This is a genomic window from Micromonospora sp. NPDC006431 (assembly GCF_042870725.1).
Classification (GTDB): Bacteria; Actinomycetota; Actinomycetes; order Mycobacteriales; family Micromonosporaceae; genus Micromonospora.
Window position 1 is genome coordinate 484,605 of sequence record NZ_JBIAHQ010000004.1, and the last position, 14,084, is coordinate 498,688.

Below are 14,084 nucleotides of genomic sequence, written 5' to 3' on the forward strand. Positions count from 1 at the left end.
AGGCGGGGACGGCCGGCGGAGTTGCACCGGCCGTCGTGGACATGGCCGGAGCGGGAGGCTGCATGGGCTTGGCCCAGGGGGGCGAGGACCGGGATCACGCGTCCTCGGGGACAGTCGCGACACAGTTCCCACCGCTGCTGGCCGCGGCGTTCGCCGCGGGCGGGGAGATGGGCGCGCGGCTGGGTGCCTTCCAGTGGTCCGGCAGCCCGCTCGGCACCCCGGACAGCTGGCCTCCGGCGCTCCGGCACGCCGTCAGCATGATGCTCTCGTCCCGGGCCCAGATCGCGATGTTCTGGGGCGAGGACCACCGCGCCTTCTACAACGACGCCTACCGGCCGACCATCGGCGACAAGCATCCGGCGGCGATCGGGCAGCCCGCCCGCGAGCACTGGGTGGAGACCTGGGACGTCCTCGGACCGCTGCTGGAGGGGGTATGCCGCACCGGCGAGCCGTACCGCGGTGAGAACCATCCCTTCGTGCTGGACCGGCACGGCTTCCTGGAGGACGTCTACTTCGACGTCTCGTACGATCCGATCCGGGACGCCGACGGCACCGTCAGCGGCGTTTTCTGCTTCGTCAACGAGACCACCGGCCGGGTGCTCGGCGAGCGCCGGCTGCGTGCCCTGGCCGAGCTGGGCAGCCGGCTCGCCGACGTGCAGAGCACGGCCGAACTGGGCCGGTCCGCGGCCCGGGTGCTCGGCGCGTACCGGCCGGACGTGCCGTTCGGCGCGATCTGGCTGACCGACGGGGACGGCACGCCGGCGCTGGCCGGCTGCACCGGAGTCGACCCGGGCCGCCTCGCCGGCGGACCGCCGGAGCCCGCCGCCGACGGCACCGTCCGCGCGGTGTCCGTCGCGGACCTGCTCGGCGAGGTGCCGCCCGACGCCGCCGACCACGCCCTGGTGCTGCCGCTCACCGCCACCAACGAGCCGGCCGGCGTGCTGCTGCTCGGGCTGGCCCGCCGGCTGCCGTTCAGCGACGACTACCGCGACTTCGTTGACCTGGTCGCCGCTCAGATCTCCCGCGCGCTCGGCAACCAGCGGGCGTACGAGCAGGAACGCGCCCGGGCCGCCGAGCTGGCCGCGCTGGACCGCGCCAAGACCAGCTTCTTCGCGAACGTCAGTCACGAGTTCCGCACCCCGCTCACCCTGGTCCTCGGCCCGCTGGAGGACCTGCTCGCCGACCCGGGGCTGCCCGCGGCGTACACCGAGCGGCTGAGCATGACGCACCGCAACGCGCTGCGGCTGCTCAAACTGGTCAACACCGTGCTCGACTTCTCGCGGCTGGAGTCCGGCCGGCTGACCGCCCACTACCAGCCCACCGACCTGGCGGACTACACCTCCCGGCTGGCCAGCACCTTCCGCTCGGCCACCGAACGGGCCGGACTGCGGCTGGTGGTGGACTGCCCGCCGCTGCCCGCGCCGGTCCACCTCGACCGGGACATGTGGGAGAAGATCGTCCTCAACCTGGTCTCCAACGCGGTCAAGTTCACCTTCGAGGGTGAGATCCGGGTCCGGGTCCGCCCCGGCGACGGCGTCGCCGTGCTGACGGTGGCCGACACCGGCGTCGGCATCGCGCCGGAGGAGCTGCCGCAGGTCTTCGAGCGGTTCCACCGGGTGCCCGGCGTGCGCACCCGCACCCACGAGGGCACCGGCATCGGCCTCGCCCTGGTCCGCGAGCTGGTGGAGATGCACGGCGGGACGGTGCAGGCGCACAGCGTCGTGGACCAGGGCACCACGTTCACCGTGACCGTCCCGTTCGGGTACGCCCACCTGCCCGCCGACCGGGTGGCCGCCGGCGCCACCGCGCCGCTGGGCGAGCCCGAACAGGCCCGGCTGCATGTCGCCGAGACCGCACTCTGGACCGACGAGATGACCGTGCCCGCCGGCCCGCCGGAGCCGGCCGAGGTGCCCGCCGGGGCGGGCCGGATCCTGCTCGCCGACGACAACGCCGACCTGCGCGAGCACGTCAGCCGGCTGCTCTCCGCCTCGTACGAGGTGGTCGCCGTCCCGGACGGCGCAGCGGCGCTGCGACTGGCCGTCGAGTCCCCGTTCGACCTGGTGCTGGCCGACGTGATGATGCCCCGGCTGGATGGTTACGGGCTGGTCAGCGCGTTGCGAGCCAACCCGGCCACCCGGCACGTGCCGATCGTGCTGCTCTCCGCCCGGGCCGGTTCGGCCGAGGAGGTCGCCGGGCTCTCGGTCGGTGCCGACGACTACCTGACCAAGCCCTTCTCCAGCCAGGAGCTGATCGCCCGGGTCCGGGCCAACGTCGAGCTGGGCCAGCTGCGCGGGCAGATCATCCGCCGGCTGCGGGCCCTCGCCGACGCGGCCGTGGCGGTCAACACCGCCCGCTCCACCGCCGAGGTGGTGCAGGTCGCCGCCCGGCACGCGCTCAGCCTCGCCGAGGCCGCCCGGGTGGCGGTCACCGCCACCGGCGCCCGGTACGAGGCCGACGGCGGCGGCGAGACGAGCGCCGAACCCTCAGCCGTCCTGCCGCTGACCGGCACCAGCGGTGTGCAGCTCGGCGAGCTGCGGGTGTGGCGCCGGGAGGGCGGCGGCACCGAACAGGCCGCGCTCACCGAGCTGGCTCGGCTGATCGGCGTACGGCTGGAGAACGCCCAGCTATACGAGGCCGAGCACCGGATCGCCACCACCCTCCAGCACAGCCTGCTGCCGCGCACCCTGCCGCAGTTGCCGGGCGCGGTGGTGGCCAGCCGCTACCTGCCGGGCAGCGCCGAGGTCGAGGTCGGCGGCGACTGGTACGACGTGATCGGCACGCCCGACGACGAGCTGGTGCTGGTGATCGGCGACGTGATGGGCAAGGGCGTCCGGGCCGCCGCCGCGATGGGCCAGCTCCGCAACGCGCTGCGGGCGTACGTGCTGGAGGGCTACGACCCGGGGCAGGCGCTGACCCGGCTGAACCGCCTGGTCGGTTCCACCGAGGGCGGCTCCTTCGCCACCGTGGTCTGCCTCTGGTTCTCGCCGCGCACCGGCCGGCTGCGGTACGCCAGCGCGGGTCATCCGGCACCCCTGGTGATCCGCGGGGACGACGTGTCGTACCTGCACGACCGGGCCCTCGGGCCGCCGGTCGGGGCGATCCCGCAGGCCGAGTACCGGACCGTCGAGGGCCAGTTGGCCCCCGGCGGCCGGCTGCTGCTCTACACCGACGGGCTGATCGAGGACCGGCAGCTCGGCATCGACGCCGGGCTCGGGCGGCTCCGGCTGGACGCCACCACCCGGGGCGAGCACGTGGCCGATCTGGTCGACGCGGTGGTCCAGCGGGTCGCCGAGCGTATCCGGCACGACGACGTGGCCGTGCTCGCGCTGGAAGCGACCGAGCTGAACCGGTTCGTGCTGCGGCTGCCGGCCGAACCGACCCGGCTCAGCGTGCTGCGCAAGCGGCTGGAGGACTTCCTGGTCGCCCACCACGTCGGCGAGACCGACCTGTTCGACCTCACCGTGGCGATCTCCGAGGCCGCCGCGAACGCCATCGAGCACCCGGTGTCGCCGACCGAGCCGGTGATCGGCGTCGAGGTGATGATCGAGGACCGTACGGTGACGGCCACCGTCCGGGACAGCGGGCGGTGGCGGGAGTCCACCGGGTCGAGTTTCCGCGGCCGGGGGCTGGCGCTGATCCAGGCGCTCGGTGAGCTGACCGTGACCCGGTCCGGGGCGGGCACCGAGGTGACGCTGCGCCGCCGGCTGGCGGACTGAGGGCGTCCGACGTGGGCCGGGCGTGGCTAGGCGGGCACCAGCCAGTCCTGGTCGCCGAGGCCGGAGATCTCTAGCACCCGGCGTACCTGGCGGGACGGCAGCACGGTCAGCGTGCCGGCGAACCGTTGGGCCAGCCGGACCAGCGCCTGGATGGCGGCCGAGTCGAAGAAGGTGACGCCGCGCAGGTCGAGCGTGAGGTGGGCGGCGGGCGCCCGCAGGGCGGTCTGGTACATGGTGTCGGCGGTCGCCATGTCGACCTCGCCGGTCACCACCACCCGGAGGCGGTCACCGTCGGCCTCCGCGGTCGCGGAGAAGACGGGAGGTACGCTCCCTTGATCCACGCAGCCACAATGGCACAGCGGGCCGGGCCCGGCAACAACCCCGGGCCGGCCGCCTGTGGCGGGGCTCACCGCGGTGCCGGCGATAAGGTGTGGTCATGACCGTCCGTGCGCCGCTGACCCCAGGCACGCTCTCCCCGTGGCGAGCGGTGCCCGCCCACATCCCGCGCCCCGAGTACGTGGGTAAGAAGCGTCCCCAGGAGTGGCGCGGTTCGCACGTGCAGACGCCGGAGACCATCGAGAAGATGCGGATCGCCGGCCGGCTCGCCGCCCAGGCGACCCAGCTCGCCGGCGAGCACTGCAAGCCGGGGGTGACCACCGACGAGATTGACAAGGTGGTCCATGAGTTCCTCTGCGACCACGGCGCCTACCCGTCGACGCTGGGCTACAAGGGCTTCCCGAAGTCCTGCTGCACCAGCCTCAACGAGGTGATCTGCCACGGCATCCCGGACTCGACGGTGCTGCAGGACGGCGACATCATCAACGTCGACGTCACCGCGTTCATCGGCGGCGTGCACGGCGACACCGACGCGACGTTCTGCGTGGGCGAGGTGAGCGAGGAGGCCCGCCTGCTGGTCGAGCGGACCCACGCGGCGATGATGCGCGGCATCAAGGCGGTCGCCCCGGGCCGCCAGATCAACGTGATCGGCCGGGTCATCGAGTCGTACGCCAAGCGGTTCGGCTACGGCGTGGTCCGCGACTTCACCGGCCACGGCATCGGCGAATCCTTCCACAGCGGCCTCTACGTGCCGCACTACGACAGCCCGCGGCCCACCGACGTGATGGAGCCCGGCATGACGTTCACCATCGAGCCGATGATCACCCTCGGCACCTACCAGTACGACATGTGGGACGACGGCTGGACGGTGGTCACCAAGGACCGCAAGTGGACGGCTCAGTTCGAGCACACCATCGTCGTGACCGACGACGGCTACGAGATCCTCACCCTGCCGTGACCGACACCCCGGCGGCGCTGCGCGAGGCGCACCACGCGGACGTGTCCGGCGGCTGGCTGCGCCCGGCCGTGTTCGGCACGATGGACGGACTGGTCACCAACATCGCCCTGATCGCCGGTGTCGGCGGGGGCGGGGTCTCCCCGCGCAGCATCGTCCTCACCGGCGCCGCCGGCCTGGTCGCCGGCGCCATCTCGATGGGGCTGGGGGAATACACCAGCGTTCGGTCGGCCAACGAACAGGTGGCCGCCGAGGTGGCCAAGGAACGGCGCGAGCTGGAACGGCACCCGGAGGCGGAGGCCCGCGAGCTGGCCGACGCGTGGGTCGCCCGGGGGCTGCCCCGGGATCTGGCCATGCAGGTCGCCAACGCGGTCCGGCGCAACCCGGAGGAAGCGCTGCGGATGCACGTCCGGGAGGAGCTGGGCATCGACCCCGACGAGCAGCCGAGCCCCTGGGCGGCGGCGATCTCGTCGTTCCTCTGCTTCTCGGTCGGCGCCCTGGTGCCGCTGCTGACCTACCTGCTCGGCTTCACCAGCCTGTGGCTGGCGCTCGGCGTCGGCGGGGTGGGGCTCTTCGTGGCCGGCGCGATCGTCGCCCGGTTCACCCACCGTCCCTGGTGGTCCAGCGGCCTGCGGCAGCTGCTGCTGGGCGCGCTGGCGGCCGGCGCTACCTATTTGGTCGGTGCCCTGATCGGCGTCCAGGGCGGCCTCGGCTGACCCGGGCGGGTCAGCCGGTGAGGAGGTCGTCGACGGTGCCGTCGACCGGGCGGCCCCGGGCGGCCAGTTCCTCGGCCTGGCGGGCCAGCACCGCGCCGACCTCGGTCATGTCCGCGCCGGCCAGGCCGGTACGCCGTACCGCGTCGCCGGGGTCACGGAAGTAGGTGCGGCTGAGCAGCCCGTGCACCGTGGCCGCGGCCAGCCGCGCCTCGTCGAGCATGAGCAACGCCTGGTCGGTCTCGTACCACTCGGCGAGCCGGAGCGCCCGGGCGTGCGCCGCGCTGCCCCGGCACCAGGCGTGGCGGGCGGCGGCGCTGAACTCGGCCGGGCGGGCCCGGGCCAGCCGGGCCAGGTGCTCGTCGCGCAGAATACGCAGCCAGCCGGTCGGATCGTGCAGCGCGCGGGTGGTGACGTAGCGGTCGGCGGTGAGCGGCCAGAGCGGACCGATCGTCCGGGCCTGTCCCAGGTAGTCGTCCGCCCCGGCGACGGTGAGGTCGACCAGCACCCCGTCCACCCGCCGGGTGGCCGGCGACGGCCCGCTGCCCGGCCGGTACGTGGCCAGCAGCAGCCCCACCTCGCCGTCCCCGCCGCCGTCCTCGTCGCCGTGCGCGAGGGGGCCGTGCGCCGCGACGGCGAGGATGTCGGCCGCGAACCGTCGCAGCGCCGCGTCGCTCACCCGCTCGGCGACCCGCCACCGGGGATCGTCCAGGTACCGGTCGGTCTCCAGTTCACCCCCGCTGGCGTCCACGGCCCACCTCCGTTCCGCGGGCGGGCTGCCCGTCGGCGGTCCCGCACACGTCGACCGTCCACCACCCTAGCCAGGGGAGCCGGAACCACCCGGGAGCCACGCCTGGGGCCGTCCACGCCGGACCCGGTCAGTCCAGCCGGCGCTCCACGGGCAGCCGGGACCGGGTGAACAGGGCCGCCCCCAGCATCGCCACCAGCGGCACCACCACCAGCACGCCGAGGGTCAGCCCCGGCACCACCAGCGGGTACGGCATCGGCGCCGGCCACGCCTGCGCGTACCGCTGATTCAGGGAGAGCAGGATGATGGCCGCCGAGCCGAGGCCGGCGAGGATGCCGAGCGCCGAGCCGAGCACCGCGATCACCCCGGCCTGGCAGAGCGACAGCACCCGGCGTACCCGGGGGTCGGCCCCGACCGCGGCGAGGGTGGACAGGTCCCGGCGGGCCTCGGCGGCGGCGAGGCCGGTGGCCACCCCGGCCGCGCCCAGGGTGATCACGCCGGAGCCGATCGCCAGCAGGAGCAGCAGCGACCGCTGGTCCGACCCGGGCTGATCACCCGTCAGCACCGACAGCGCGCTGAGCCGGGACAGTTCGGCGGAGAGCCGCTCCCGCTGCCCGGCGGTGGGTGGTTCGGCCGTGTCGACCGCGTAGCCGAACGGCTCCGCCACCAGGCCGACCGCCGCGGCCGCCGACGGGGAGAGGACGAGCCGGTCCACCGGCAGGCCGCCGCGCAGCAGATGGCCGGGCAGGGTTGCGCTGGCCGTCGCCGTGACGTCGCCGGCGCCGTGGGTGACGGCGACCGTCACCCGGCCGTCCACCACCTGCCCCGGGTCGGTGACCACCACGCCGCCGGCGGCGAGCGTCCGGGTGGCGGCGGCGACCTCCTCCGCCGGGGCACCGGTGAGGGCGGACAGCGCGCGGCCGTCGTCGACGAGCACGGGGAGGTAGATGCCGGTCGACTCGCGGACCGCCCGGACGCAGCGCGGGTCGGCCAGGGCCCGGTCGGCGGTGACGATGGCGTTCCCCAGTTCGTAAGGGCAGCGCCGCTCGGGGGGCAGCACCGCCGTCGCGACGCAGTAGTCCTCGGCGCTGGCGGGTCTCGCGCAGGCCGGGGTGGCGATCGGGACGACCGTGGCGGCCGGCAGCGCGGCCCGGACCGGCTCGGCGACCTCCGCGACCGGCGGCAGGGTGGCTGCTGTCGCCCCGCCTGAGCGCAGCAGCAGCACCTGACCCGGCGGGATGCCGGGCTGCCACTCCGCCCGGCTCCGGGCCTCGTCGCTGGCCAGGTAGGCGCCGAGGGCGACGCTGCCGGCGACCGCCGCCATCACCGCGGAGATGGCCGGCGCGGCCGAGGACCGGTTGCGGCTGGCGTCGCGCAGCGCGAGCCGGGGCACCAGCGGCAGCAACCGTCCCGCCCGGGCGAGCAGCCCGATCAGCGTCGGGGTGCCGAAGACCAGCCCCAGCTCGCCGAGGATCAGCCCGGTCAGCACCACGGACGGGCTGCTCCGGTTGGCGCCCAGCCCGGCGAGGGCGGCGCCGGCCGCGGTGAGCAGCACCCCGAGCACCAGCCAGCGGCGCCGGTGCCGGGGCGGGTTGCGCCGCCCGTTGAGGCCGGCCACCACGTCCTGCCGGGCCGCGGTCCACGCCGGGGCCAGCGCGGCCAGCAGACCGGCGAGCACCGCCACCGTGGCGATCGCGGCCAGGGCCGCCGGGAAGACCCGGTACCCGCCGAAGCGGGCACCCACGACGTACTGCTCGACCAGCGGGCGGCCGGCGAGCGCGGCGCCCACGCCGAGCAGCAGCCCCAGCGCCGCCCCGCCGGCGCCGAGCACCACCCCGTCGGCCAGCACGATCCGGCGCAGGTGCGCGGCGTCCCCGCCGGCCACCGCCACCAGGGCGAGGTCCCGGCGTCGCCGGCGTACGCCGACCGCGAAGGCCGGGCCGACCAGCAGCACCACCTCCAGCAGGCCGAGCCCGCCGACCAGCACCGCGTTCCCCGCCTGCTCCGGGTCGGGCAGCCCCGGGCCGGTGAACGCCTCCTCCCGGCCGGGCAGCGGGGTCCGGGCGGCCACCAGGATCCCGCGCTCGTTGAGCCGGTCGACCAACGCCGGGTCCACCGGCCCGGGCAGGTCCACCAGCCAGCTCTCGTCCGGCGGGCTGACCGGCCCGGGGGGCGTCTCCGGCCGCAGCGCGACCACCGTCCGCAGGTTGTCCGGGAACTCCACCACCCCGACCACGGTGTACGTCGTCGTCCCGTCGATCGTGCGCACCGGGTCGCCGAGCCGGGCGCCCAGCGCGCGCAGCGCTGCCGGACTGACCGCGAGCTCGTCCGGGGTGGCCGGTGGCCGGCCGGCGCGCAGCGTGGCCAGTGGGCGGGTGAGCGGGTCGGTGAGGTCGACGGCCCGCGCGTCGAACGCCGTGGGATGGCCGTCGACGCGTACCTCGAAGGGGACCCAGCGGCGCAGCCGGGTGACCCGGCTGCCGGCGGGCAGCAGGGCGCGGATCTCCTCGGCCGTCACCGTGCGGGTCCGGGGTGCCAGGTCACCCTCGACCGGCCAGGAGTTCTGGCCCCAGGCGTCCTGTTTCAGCGGGTTCACCGCCGTCCAGCGCAGCTCGACGTCGGCCGCGCCGAGCCGGCGGTCCAGCTCCTCGGCGCGGCTCAGCTCCGCCATGTCGTAGCTGGCGGCGGCGAAGCTCAGCGCCAGCACGGGCAGCGCGATCATGGCGAGCACCAGCGCCGTACGCCCGCGGGCCCGGCGGGCCTCGCGCCGGGCGATGCGCAGCGCGGTCCGCCACGACCCGAGCGTGGCGGCGGTCCGGTCCCGGTTCACCGTCCGCTGCCGGTGAGCAGCTGCTCGACGCCGGCCAGCGGGGCTGTCGAGTCGACCAGCACCCCGTCCCGGAGGAACACCACCCGGTCGGCCCAGCCGGCGTGCCGCGCCTCGTGGGTGACCAGCACCCCGGCCGCGCCGGCGTCCACCCGGCGGCGCAGCAGGTGCAGCACGGCCTCCCCGGCCTGCGAGTCGAGCGCCCCGGTGGGCTCGTCGGCGAGGACCAGCCGGCGCTCGCCGACCAGCGCCCGGGCGATCGCCACCCGCTGCTGCTGGCCGCCGGACATCTGGTCCGGGAACCGGTCGGCCAGCCCCGACACCTCCACCTCGGCGAGCGCGGCCAGGGCGAGCCGGCGGGCCCGCCGGACGCCGGCGCCGTCGAGTTCCAGGGGGAGCGCCACGTTCTCCACCGCGGTGAGGCTGCCGAGCAGGTTCAGGTCCTGGAAGACGTACCCGATCCGGCGGCGGCGCAGCCGGGCCAGCTCGCGGGCGGCCAGCCCGCCGAGCGGTTCCCCCTCGACCAGCACCTCGCCGCCGGTCGGCCGGTCCAGCCCACCGGCCAGCGCCAGCAGGGTCGACTTGCCGGAGCCCGAGGGGCCCATCACCGCCACCAGCTCGCCGGCCCGGACGGTCAGGCTGACCCCGCGCAGCGCGTGCACGGCGGCCGGACCGGCGCCGTGGGTCCGGTGCACGTCCCGCAGCTCCAGCACCTCGCTCACGGTGCCACCTCCGTTCGCGGCTGCGGGGCTCGCAAAACCGGCTCATGCGCGCATTCCGGCTCGGCCGCGTCCCACGCGAGCCGCCCCGGAATGCGCGTCCTCGCGCTCACCGCCGACCCGCCGGGCTGGGCCGGCCCGCGGCTCACCGGCGGGCCTCCTCGCCGGTCCGGTCCACCGCCTCGGGTCGGCCGGTCGGCCGGCTCGGGGCGGGGCGATGGCGGACCAGGCTGGTCTCGCAGTGGTCGAGCCAACGGATCTCCGCCTCGGCCTGGAAGATCATCGCGTCCAGCACCAGCCGCCAGGCCAGGTCCTCCGGCTTGTCGCTGGCGTACTTCAACCGGGTCAACTCCTGCAACGCCCGCATGGTGGCGCTGCGCTGGGTCTGCACCACCGCGCGGACGTCCACGCCGGGGGTGGTGAGGGCCAGGGCCAGCTTGATCGACAGCTCGTCCCGGGGCCGGTCGCCGGGGCTGATCGGGGTGGCGAACCAGAGCGCCAGGTCCGCCCGTCCGGCGTCGGTGATCTCGTACGGCCGCTGCCCGCTCTCGCTCTCCGGCAGCGAGCGGACCAGGCCGTCGCGTTCCAGCCGGGCCAGCGTGGTGTAGACCTGCCCGATGTTCAGCGGCCAGGTCGACCCGGTCGACTCCTCGAACGCGGCGCGCAGTTGGTAGCCGTACATCTCGCCGCGCTCCAGCAGCGCGAGCAGGCCGTGACGGATGGACATGGCGAGGAGTATGCATACCTGGTATGCGACCCGCAACCGGAGCGATCCGGGGCGTGACCGTCGTCCCGCTCAGGCCGGGCGGCCGGGGAACGGAACCGTGATCGGCGTCACGCCGGCGGTGCGCCGCCAGCGGGTGGCCCGTACCGCGCAGTCGGTCAGCGCCGTCAGGGCCCGGTTGCGGTCGGTCCCGGTGGTGTGCGGCAGGGTCGCGCGCCAGTGGCCGGCCGTCCGCTCCTCGATCTCCACCGCCAGCTTGAGCGCGCTCGCCTTGTCGGTCACCGGGTACGGCAGGGCGTACCCGGCCCGGTCGGCGGGGACCTGGCCGCCGCTCTCGCTCAACTGCAGGATGAGGGCGTCCCGGCGGCTCCGGTGGGCCGCCTCGGCGGCCCGGGCCGCGCTCCGGGCGGCGTCGGCGAGGTGCACGCCGATCACCCCGTACGCCCAGATGGCCGCGTACTCGGCGGCGAGCGCGTCGGCGAGGGCCTGGGCCGGGCCGGCCGGTGCGGTCCGCGGGATCACTTCAGCGCCTCCAGGTGGGTCGCGCGGGCGGCGGCGATCGAGCCGAGCAGCGCGGCCCGCTCGGCGGGCGCGGCGGCGCACGCCTTCGCCGCGTTCTCCCGCCCCTGCTGCTCCGCCTGGCGCAGCTCGGCCAGCAGCCCGTCGGGGTCGCCGGCCGCCGCGGTCGGGGTGGCGGCGGGCGAGCCGCTCGGGGCCGGGCGGCCGATCACCTTGCGCAGCTCCTCGGCGTGCGCCCGGTGGGCGTCCGCGATCGCGCCGAGCCGGTCGGCCAGCGCCGGGGCGGCGGCGATGGCGGCCCGGTACCGGCCCTCCAGTGCGGCCGACTCCGCCGCGAGGGGCTCGAGGGAGTCCGGGGGCGGCGGCTTGTCGTCGCCGCGGTCGAAAAGATCACAACCGGCCAGCGGTACGGCGGCGCCGCCGAGCGCCACCAGCGCCCCGGCGCGCAGCAGGGTACGCCGGGAATGTCCCGGTGCTCTGTCGCGCTGTGTTGTTCTGCCCGTCGCCACCGGACAAGTCAACACCATCTCGGCGGTGTCGTGGGCCACGACCGTCGGTGCGCCGCCCGGTCCGGTGCGCCGCCCGCGCGTTACGCTCTGCGCAGCCACCGGACGCGAATGCCCCGGTGGCGTGCCGGCATGGCGGGACGAATGGCCCGCCGGACAGCAGACATGACGGGCCGGGCGGCCCGTTGGAACAGCAGAGAGGTGCGCCAGATGACGCAGCGTGGCCGTGCCACCAGGCCGACGGGGCCCGCCGGGCGACCCCGCCGGGCCGACGGCCCCCGTGCCGGGGGTCGGGGCGGCGCGCCCCGCGGCGATCTGAGCGCCCGCCGGGACCGGCTGCGCGAGGTGATCGAGCCGGTGGTCACCGCCGCCGGGTACGACCTGGAGGACCTCTCCGTCTCCCGCGCCGGCCGGCGGCACGTCGTCCGCGTGATCGTGGACGCCGACGGCGGGATCAACCTGGACGCCGTCGCGGACGTCTCCCGGGCGGTCTCCGCCGCGCTGGACGCCGCGGAGGAGGCCGGCGGCGACATCGTGGCCGGCGAGTACCAGCTCGAGGTCAGCTCGCCCGGGGTGGACCGGCCGCTGACCCTGCCCCGACACTGGCGGCGCAACGTCGGCCGGCTGGTCAAGGTGACCGTGCGCGGCGCGGCGGGGGTGCCCGAGCAGCGGACCGCCGGGGACCGGCAGGTCACCGGCCGGGTGGTCGAGGCCGACGACGAGCGCGTGGTGTTGGAGACCGACGCCGGGCGGGTGGCGCACCGCTACGCCGAGCTCGGGCCCGGCCGGGTCCAGGTGGAGTTCAGCCGCCTCGACGATATCGACGAGGCGGACGAACTCGACGCGGCCGGCGAGGCTGACGAAGACGATGAAACCGACATCGACGACGAAGATGATGTGGAGGACGAGGAGAGGTGAATATCGACCTCGCGGCGCTGCGCGCACTGGAGCGCGAGCGGGAGATCCCGTTCGACACGATCCTCGCGGCGATCGAGACCGCGTTGCTGACCGCCTACCGGCACACCGACGGCGCCGAGCCGCACGCCCGGGTGGAGATCGACCGCAAGACCGGGGCCGCCTCGGTGTACGCCCAGGAGGTGGACGCCGACGGCAGCGTGGTACGGGAGTGGGACGACACCCCGCACGACTTCGGCCGGATCGCGGCCATGACGGCGAAGCAGGTGATCCTCCAGCGGCTGCGGGAGGCCACCGACGAGGTGCACCTCGGCGAGTACGTCGGCCGCGAGGGTGACCTGGTCACCGGCGTGGTGCAGGCGCACGAGGCGCGTGCCGAGAAGGGCATCGTCACCGTCGACCTGGGCAAGCTGGAGGGCGTCCTGCCGCAGTCCGAGCAGGTCCCCGGCGAGCGGTACGCGCACGGCGAGCGGATCCGCTGCGTCGTGGTGCACGTGGCCAAGGGAATGCGTGGCCCGCAGATCACGTTGTCCCGTTCGCACCCCGCGCTGGTGAAGAAGCTCTTCGCCCTGGAGGTGCCGGAGATCGCCGACGGGACCGTGGAGATCAGCGCGATCGCCCGTGAGGCAGGTCACCGTACGAAGATCGCGGTGCGCTCGACCGCGCCCGGCGTCAACGCCAAGGGTGCCTGCATCGGCCCGATGGGCCAGCGGGTCCGCGCGGTGATGAGCGAGCTGCACGGTGAGAAGATCGACATCATCGACTGGTCGGAGGATCCGGCCACCTTCGTCGGGAACGCGCTCTCCCCGGCCAAGGCGCTGCGGGTGGAGGTTGTCGACCCGCTCACCCGGACCGCGCGGGTCACCGTGCCGGACTTCCAGCTCTCCCTGGCGATCGGCCGGGAAGGGCAGAATGCCCGGCTTGCGGCCCGGTTGACCGGTTGGCGGATCGACATCCGTTCCGACGCGGAGCAGACCACCGCCCCCGGCCGGAGCGGAGCTGATCACGTACCCGAGCCGGGCGGAGCGATCTCGAGCAGCTAGGGGTAGACTTCCTCCAGTGGCACGACGCGCGCTGCCGGAGCGCACCTGTGTGGGCTGCCGGAAGCGAGCGCCGGCCAGCGAGTTGCTGCGGATCGTCGCGGTCGGTGACGAGGCTGGTCATTACAGCCTCCGGCCCGATCCGGCCCGCAGACTGCCGGGTCGGGGAGCAAACATGCACCCGGATCCGGCCTGCTTCGCGCAAGCGGTGCGGCGCCGCGCCTTCGGGCGGGCACTGCGCATCACCGGGGTCATCGATCACGGTGCGCTGGCGGAGCACGTTGACGCGCCATCCCCGACGACCGGTCAACCCGACCGGTCGCGGGTCGCTAGCAAGGTAGGACGACCGACATGAGCACACGATGA

The 14,084-nt window shown here is 75.1% G+C and carries 13 protein-coding genes; 6 read left to right on the plus strand and 7 right to left on the minus strand.

Going from position 1 to position 14,084, the window contains the following annotated elements; translation table 11 throughout:
• Window positions 1-62: 62 nt before the first annotated feature.
• Complete coding sequence (locus tag ACFYM6_RS11345; protein ID WP_387274476.1) at window positions 63-3,716, plus strand: SpoIIE family protein phosphatase; 3,654 nt, start codon at window positions 63-65, stop codon at window positions 3,714-3,716.
• Window positions 3,717-3,742: 26 nt separating this feature from the next.
• Here ACFYM6_RS11345 and ACFYM6_RS11350 read toward each other — a convergent pair whose 3' ends face one another.
• The gene (locus ACFYM6_RS11350) at window positions 3,743-4,057 is read right to left on the minus strand and encodes an STAS domain-containing protein (RefSeq protein WP_387274478.1); all 315 of its coding nucleotides are present in this window, start codon (window positions 4,055-4,057) and stop codon (window positions 3,743-3,745) included.
• A 95-nt stretch (window positions 4,058-4,152) separates the two neighbouring features.
• On the opposite strand from ACFYM6_RS11350, the gene map reads away from it, so the two are divergent.
• A complete protein-coding gene (gene map / locus ACFYM6_RS11355) occupies window positions 4,153-5,010 on the plus strand; it encodes a type I methionyl aminopeptidase (protein ID WP_357433587.1) in 858 nt (285 codons plus the stop codon).
• On the plus strand, window positions 5,007-5,723 hold the full coding sequence (locus ACFYM6_RS11360; protein WP_387274479.1) for a VIT1/CCC1 transporter family protein: 717 nt from the start codon (window positions 5,007-5,009) through the stop codon (window positions 5,721-5,723). The genes map and ACFYM6_RS11360 overlap by 4 nt, the downstream gene beginning before the upstream one ends.
• A gap of 10 nt (window positions 5,724-5,733) precedes the next feature.
• On the opposite strand, the gene ACFYM6_RS11365 is transcribed toward ACFYM6_RS11360, so the two are convergent.
• The 6 genes from ACFYM6_RS11365 to ACFYM6_RS11390 all read right to left on the minus strand — a co-directional run bounded on the left by ACFYM6_RS11365 (window position 5,734) and on the right by ACFYM6_RS11390 (window position 11,709).
• A complete protein-coding gene (locus ACFYM6_RS11365) occupies window positions 5,734-6,471 on the minus strand; it encodes a nucleotidyltransferase domain-containing protein (RefSeq protein ID WP_387274481.1) in 738 nt (245 codons plus the stop codon).
• Window positions 6,472-6,598: 127 nt separating this feature from the next.
• Window positions 6,599-9,298 (minus strand): FtsX-like permease family protein, encoded by a 2,700-nt coding sequence (locus ACFYM6_RS11370; protein WP_387274483.1) that lies wholly within the window; start codon window positions 9,296-9,298, stop codon window positions 6,599-6,601.
• A complete protein-coding gene (locus tag ACFYM6_RS11375) occupies window positions 9,295-10,017 on the minus strand; it encodes an ABC transporter ATP-binding protein (protein ID WP_387274485.1) in 723 nt (240 codons plus the stop codon). The genes ACFYM6_RS11370 and ACFYM6_RS11375 overlap by 4 nt, the downstream gene beginning before the upstream one ends.
• Window positions 10,018-10,159: 142 nt before the next feature.
• Window positions 10,160-10,741, minus strand: a complete 582-nt coding sequence (locus tag ACFYM6_RS11380; protein ID WP_387274487.1) for a PadR family transcriptional regulator — start codon at window positions 10,739-10,741, stop codon at window positions 10,160-10,162.
• A gap of 69 nt (window positions 10,742-10,810) precedes the next feature.
• A complete protein-coding gene (locus ACFYM6_RS11385) occupies window positions 10,811-11,260 on the minus strand; it encodes a ferritin-like domain-containing protein (RefSeq protein ID WP_387274488.1) in 450 nt (149 codons plus the stop codon).
• The gene (locus tag ACFYM6_RS11390; RefSeq protein WP_387274574.1) at window positions 11,257-11,709 is read right to left on the minus strand and encodes a hypothetical protein; all 453 of its coding nucleotides are present in this window, start codon (window positions 11,707-11,709) and stop codon (window positions 11,257-11,259) included. Before ACFYM6_RS11390 ends, ACFYM6_RS11385 begins: the two co-directional genes overlap by 4 nt.
• A gap of 264 nt (window positions 11,710-11,973) precedes the next feature.
• Here ACFYM6_RS11390 and rimP point away from each other — a divergent pair, with 264 nt between their 5' ends.
• Genes rimP through ACFYM6_RS11405 form a run of 3 tightly spaced genes read left to right on the plus strand, consistent with a single transcriptional unit; the run spans window position 11,974 to window position 14,073 of the window.
• Complete coding sequence (rimP, locus tag ACFYM6_RS11395; protein ID WP_387274490.1) at window positions 11,974-12,681, plus strand: ribosome maturation factor RimP; 708 nt, start codon at window positions 11,974-11,976, stop codon at window positions 12,679-12,681.
• On the plus strand, window positions 12,678-13,721 hold the full coding sequence (gene nusA, locus ACFYM6_RS11400; protein WP_387274492.1) for a transcription termination factor NusA: 1,044 nt from the start codon (window positions 12,678-12,680) through the stop codon (window positions 13,719-13,721). Before rimP ends, nusA begins: the two co-directional genes overlap by 4 nt.
• A gap of 16 nt (window positions 13,722-13,737) precedes the next feature.
• Window positions 13,738-14,073, plus strand: a complete 336-nt coding sequence (locus ACFYM6_RS11405) for a YlxR family protein (protein WP_387274494.1) — start codon at window positions 13,738-13,740, stop codon at window positions 14,071-14,073.
• Window positions 14,074-14,084 lie beyond the last annotated feature (11 nt).

Coding starts and splice junctions, on each gene's coding strand:
- ACFYM6_RS11345 (WP_387274476.1), top strand. CDS start 63: ATGGGCTTGGCCCAGGGGGGCGAGGACCGGGATCACGCGTCCTCGGGG.
- map (WP_357433587.1), top strand. CDS start 4,153: ATGACCGTCCGTGCGCCGCTGACCCCAGGCACGCTCTCCCCGTGGCGA.
- ACFYM6_RS11380 (WP_387274487.1), bottom strand. CDS start 10,741: ATGTCCATCCGTCACGGCCTGCTCGCGCTGCTGGAGCGCGGCGAGATG.
- rimP (WP_387274490.1), top strand. CDS start 11,974: ATGACGCAGCGTGGCCGTGCCACCAGGCCGACGGGGCCCGCCGGGCGA.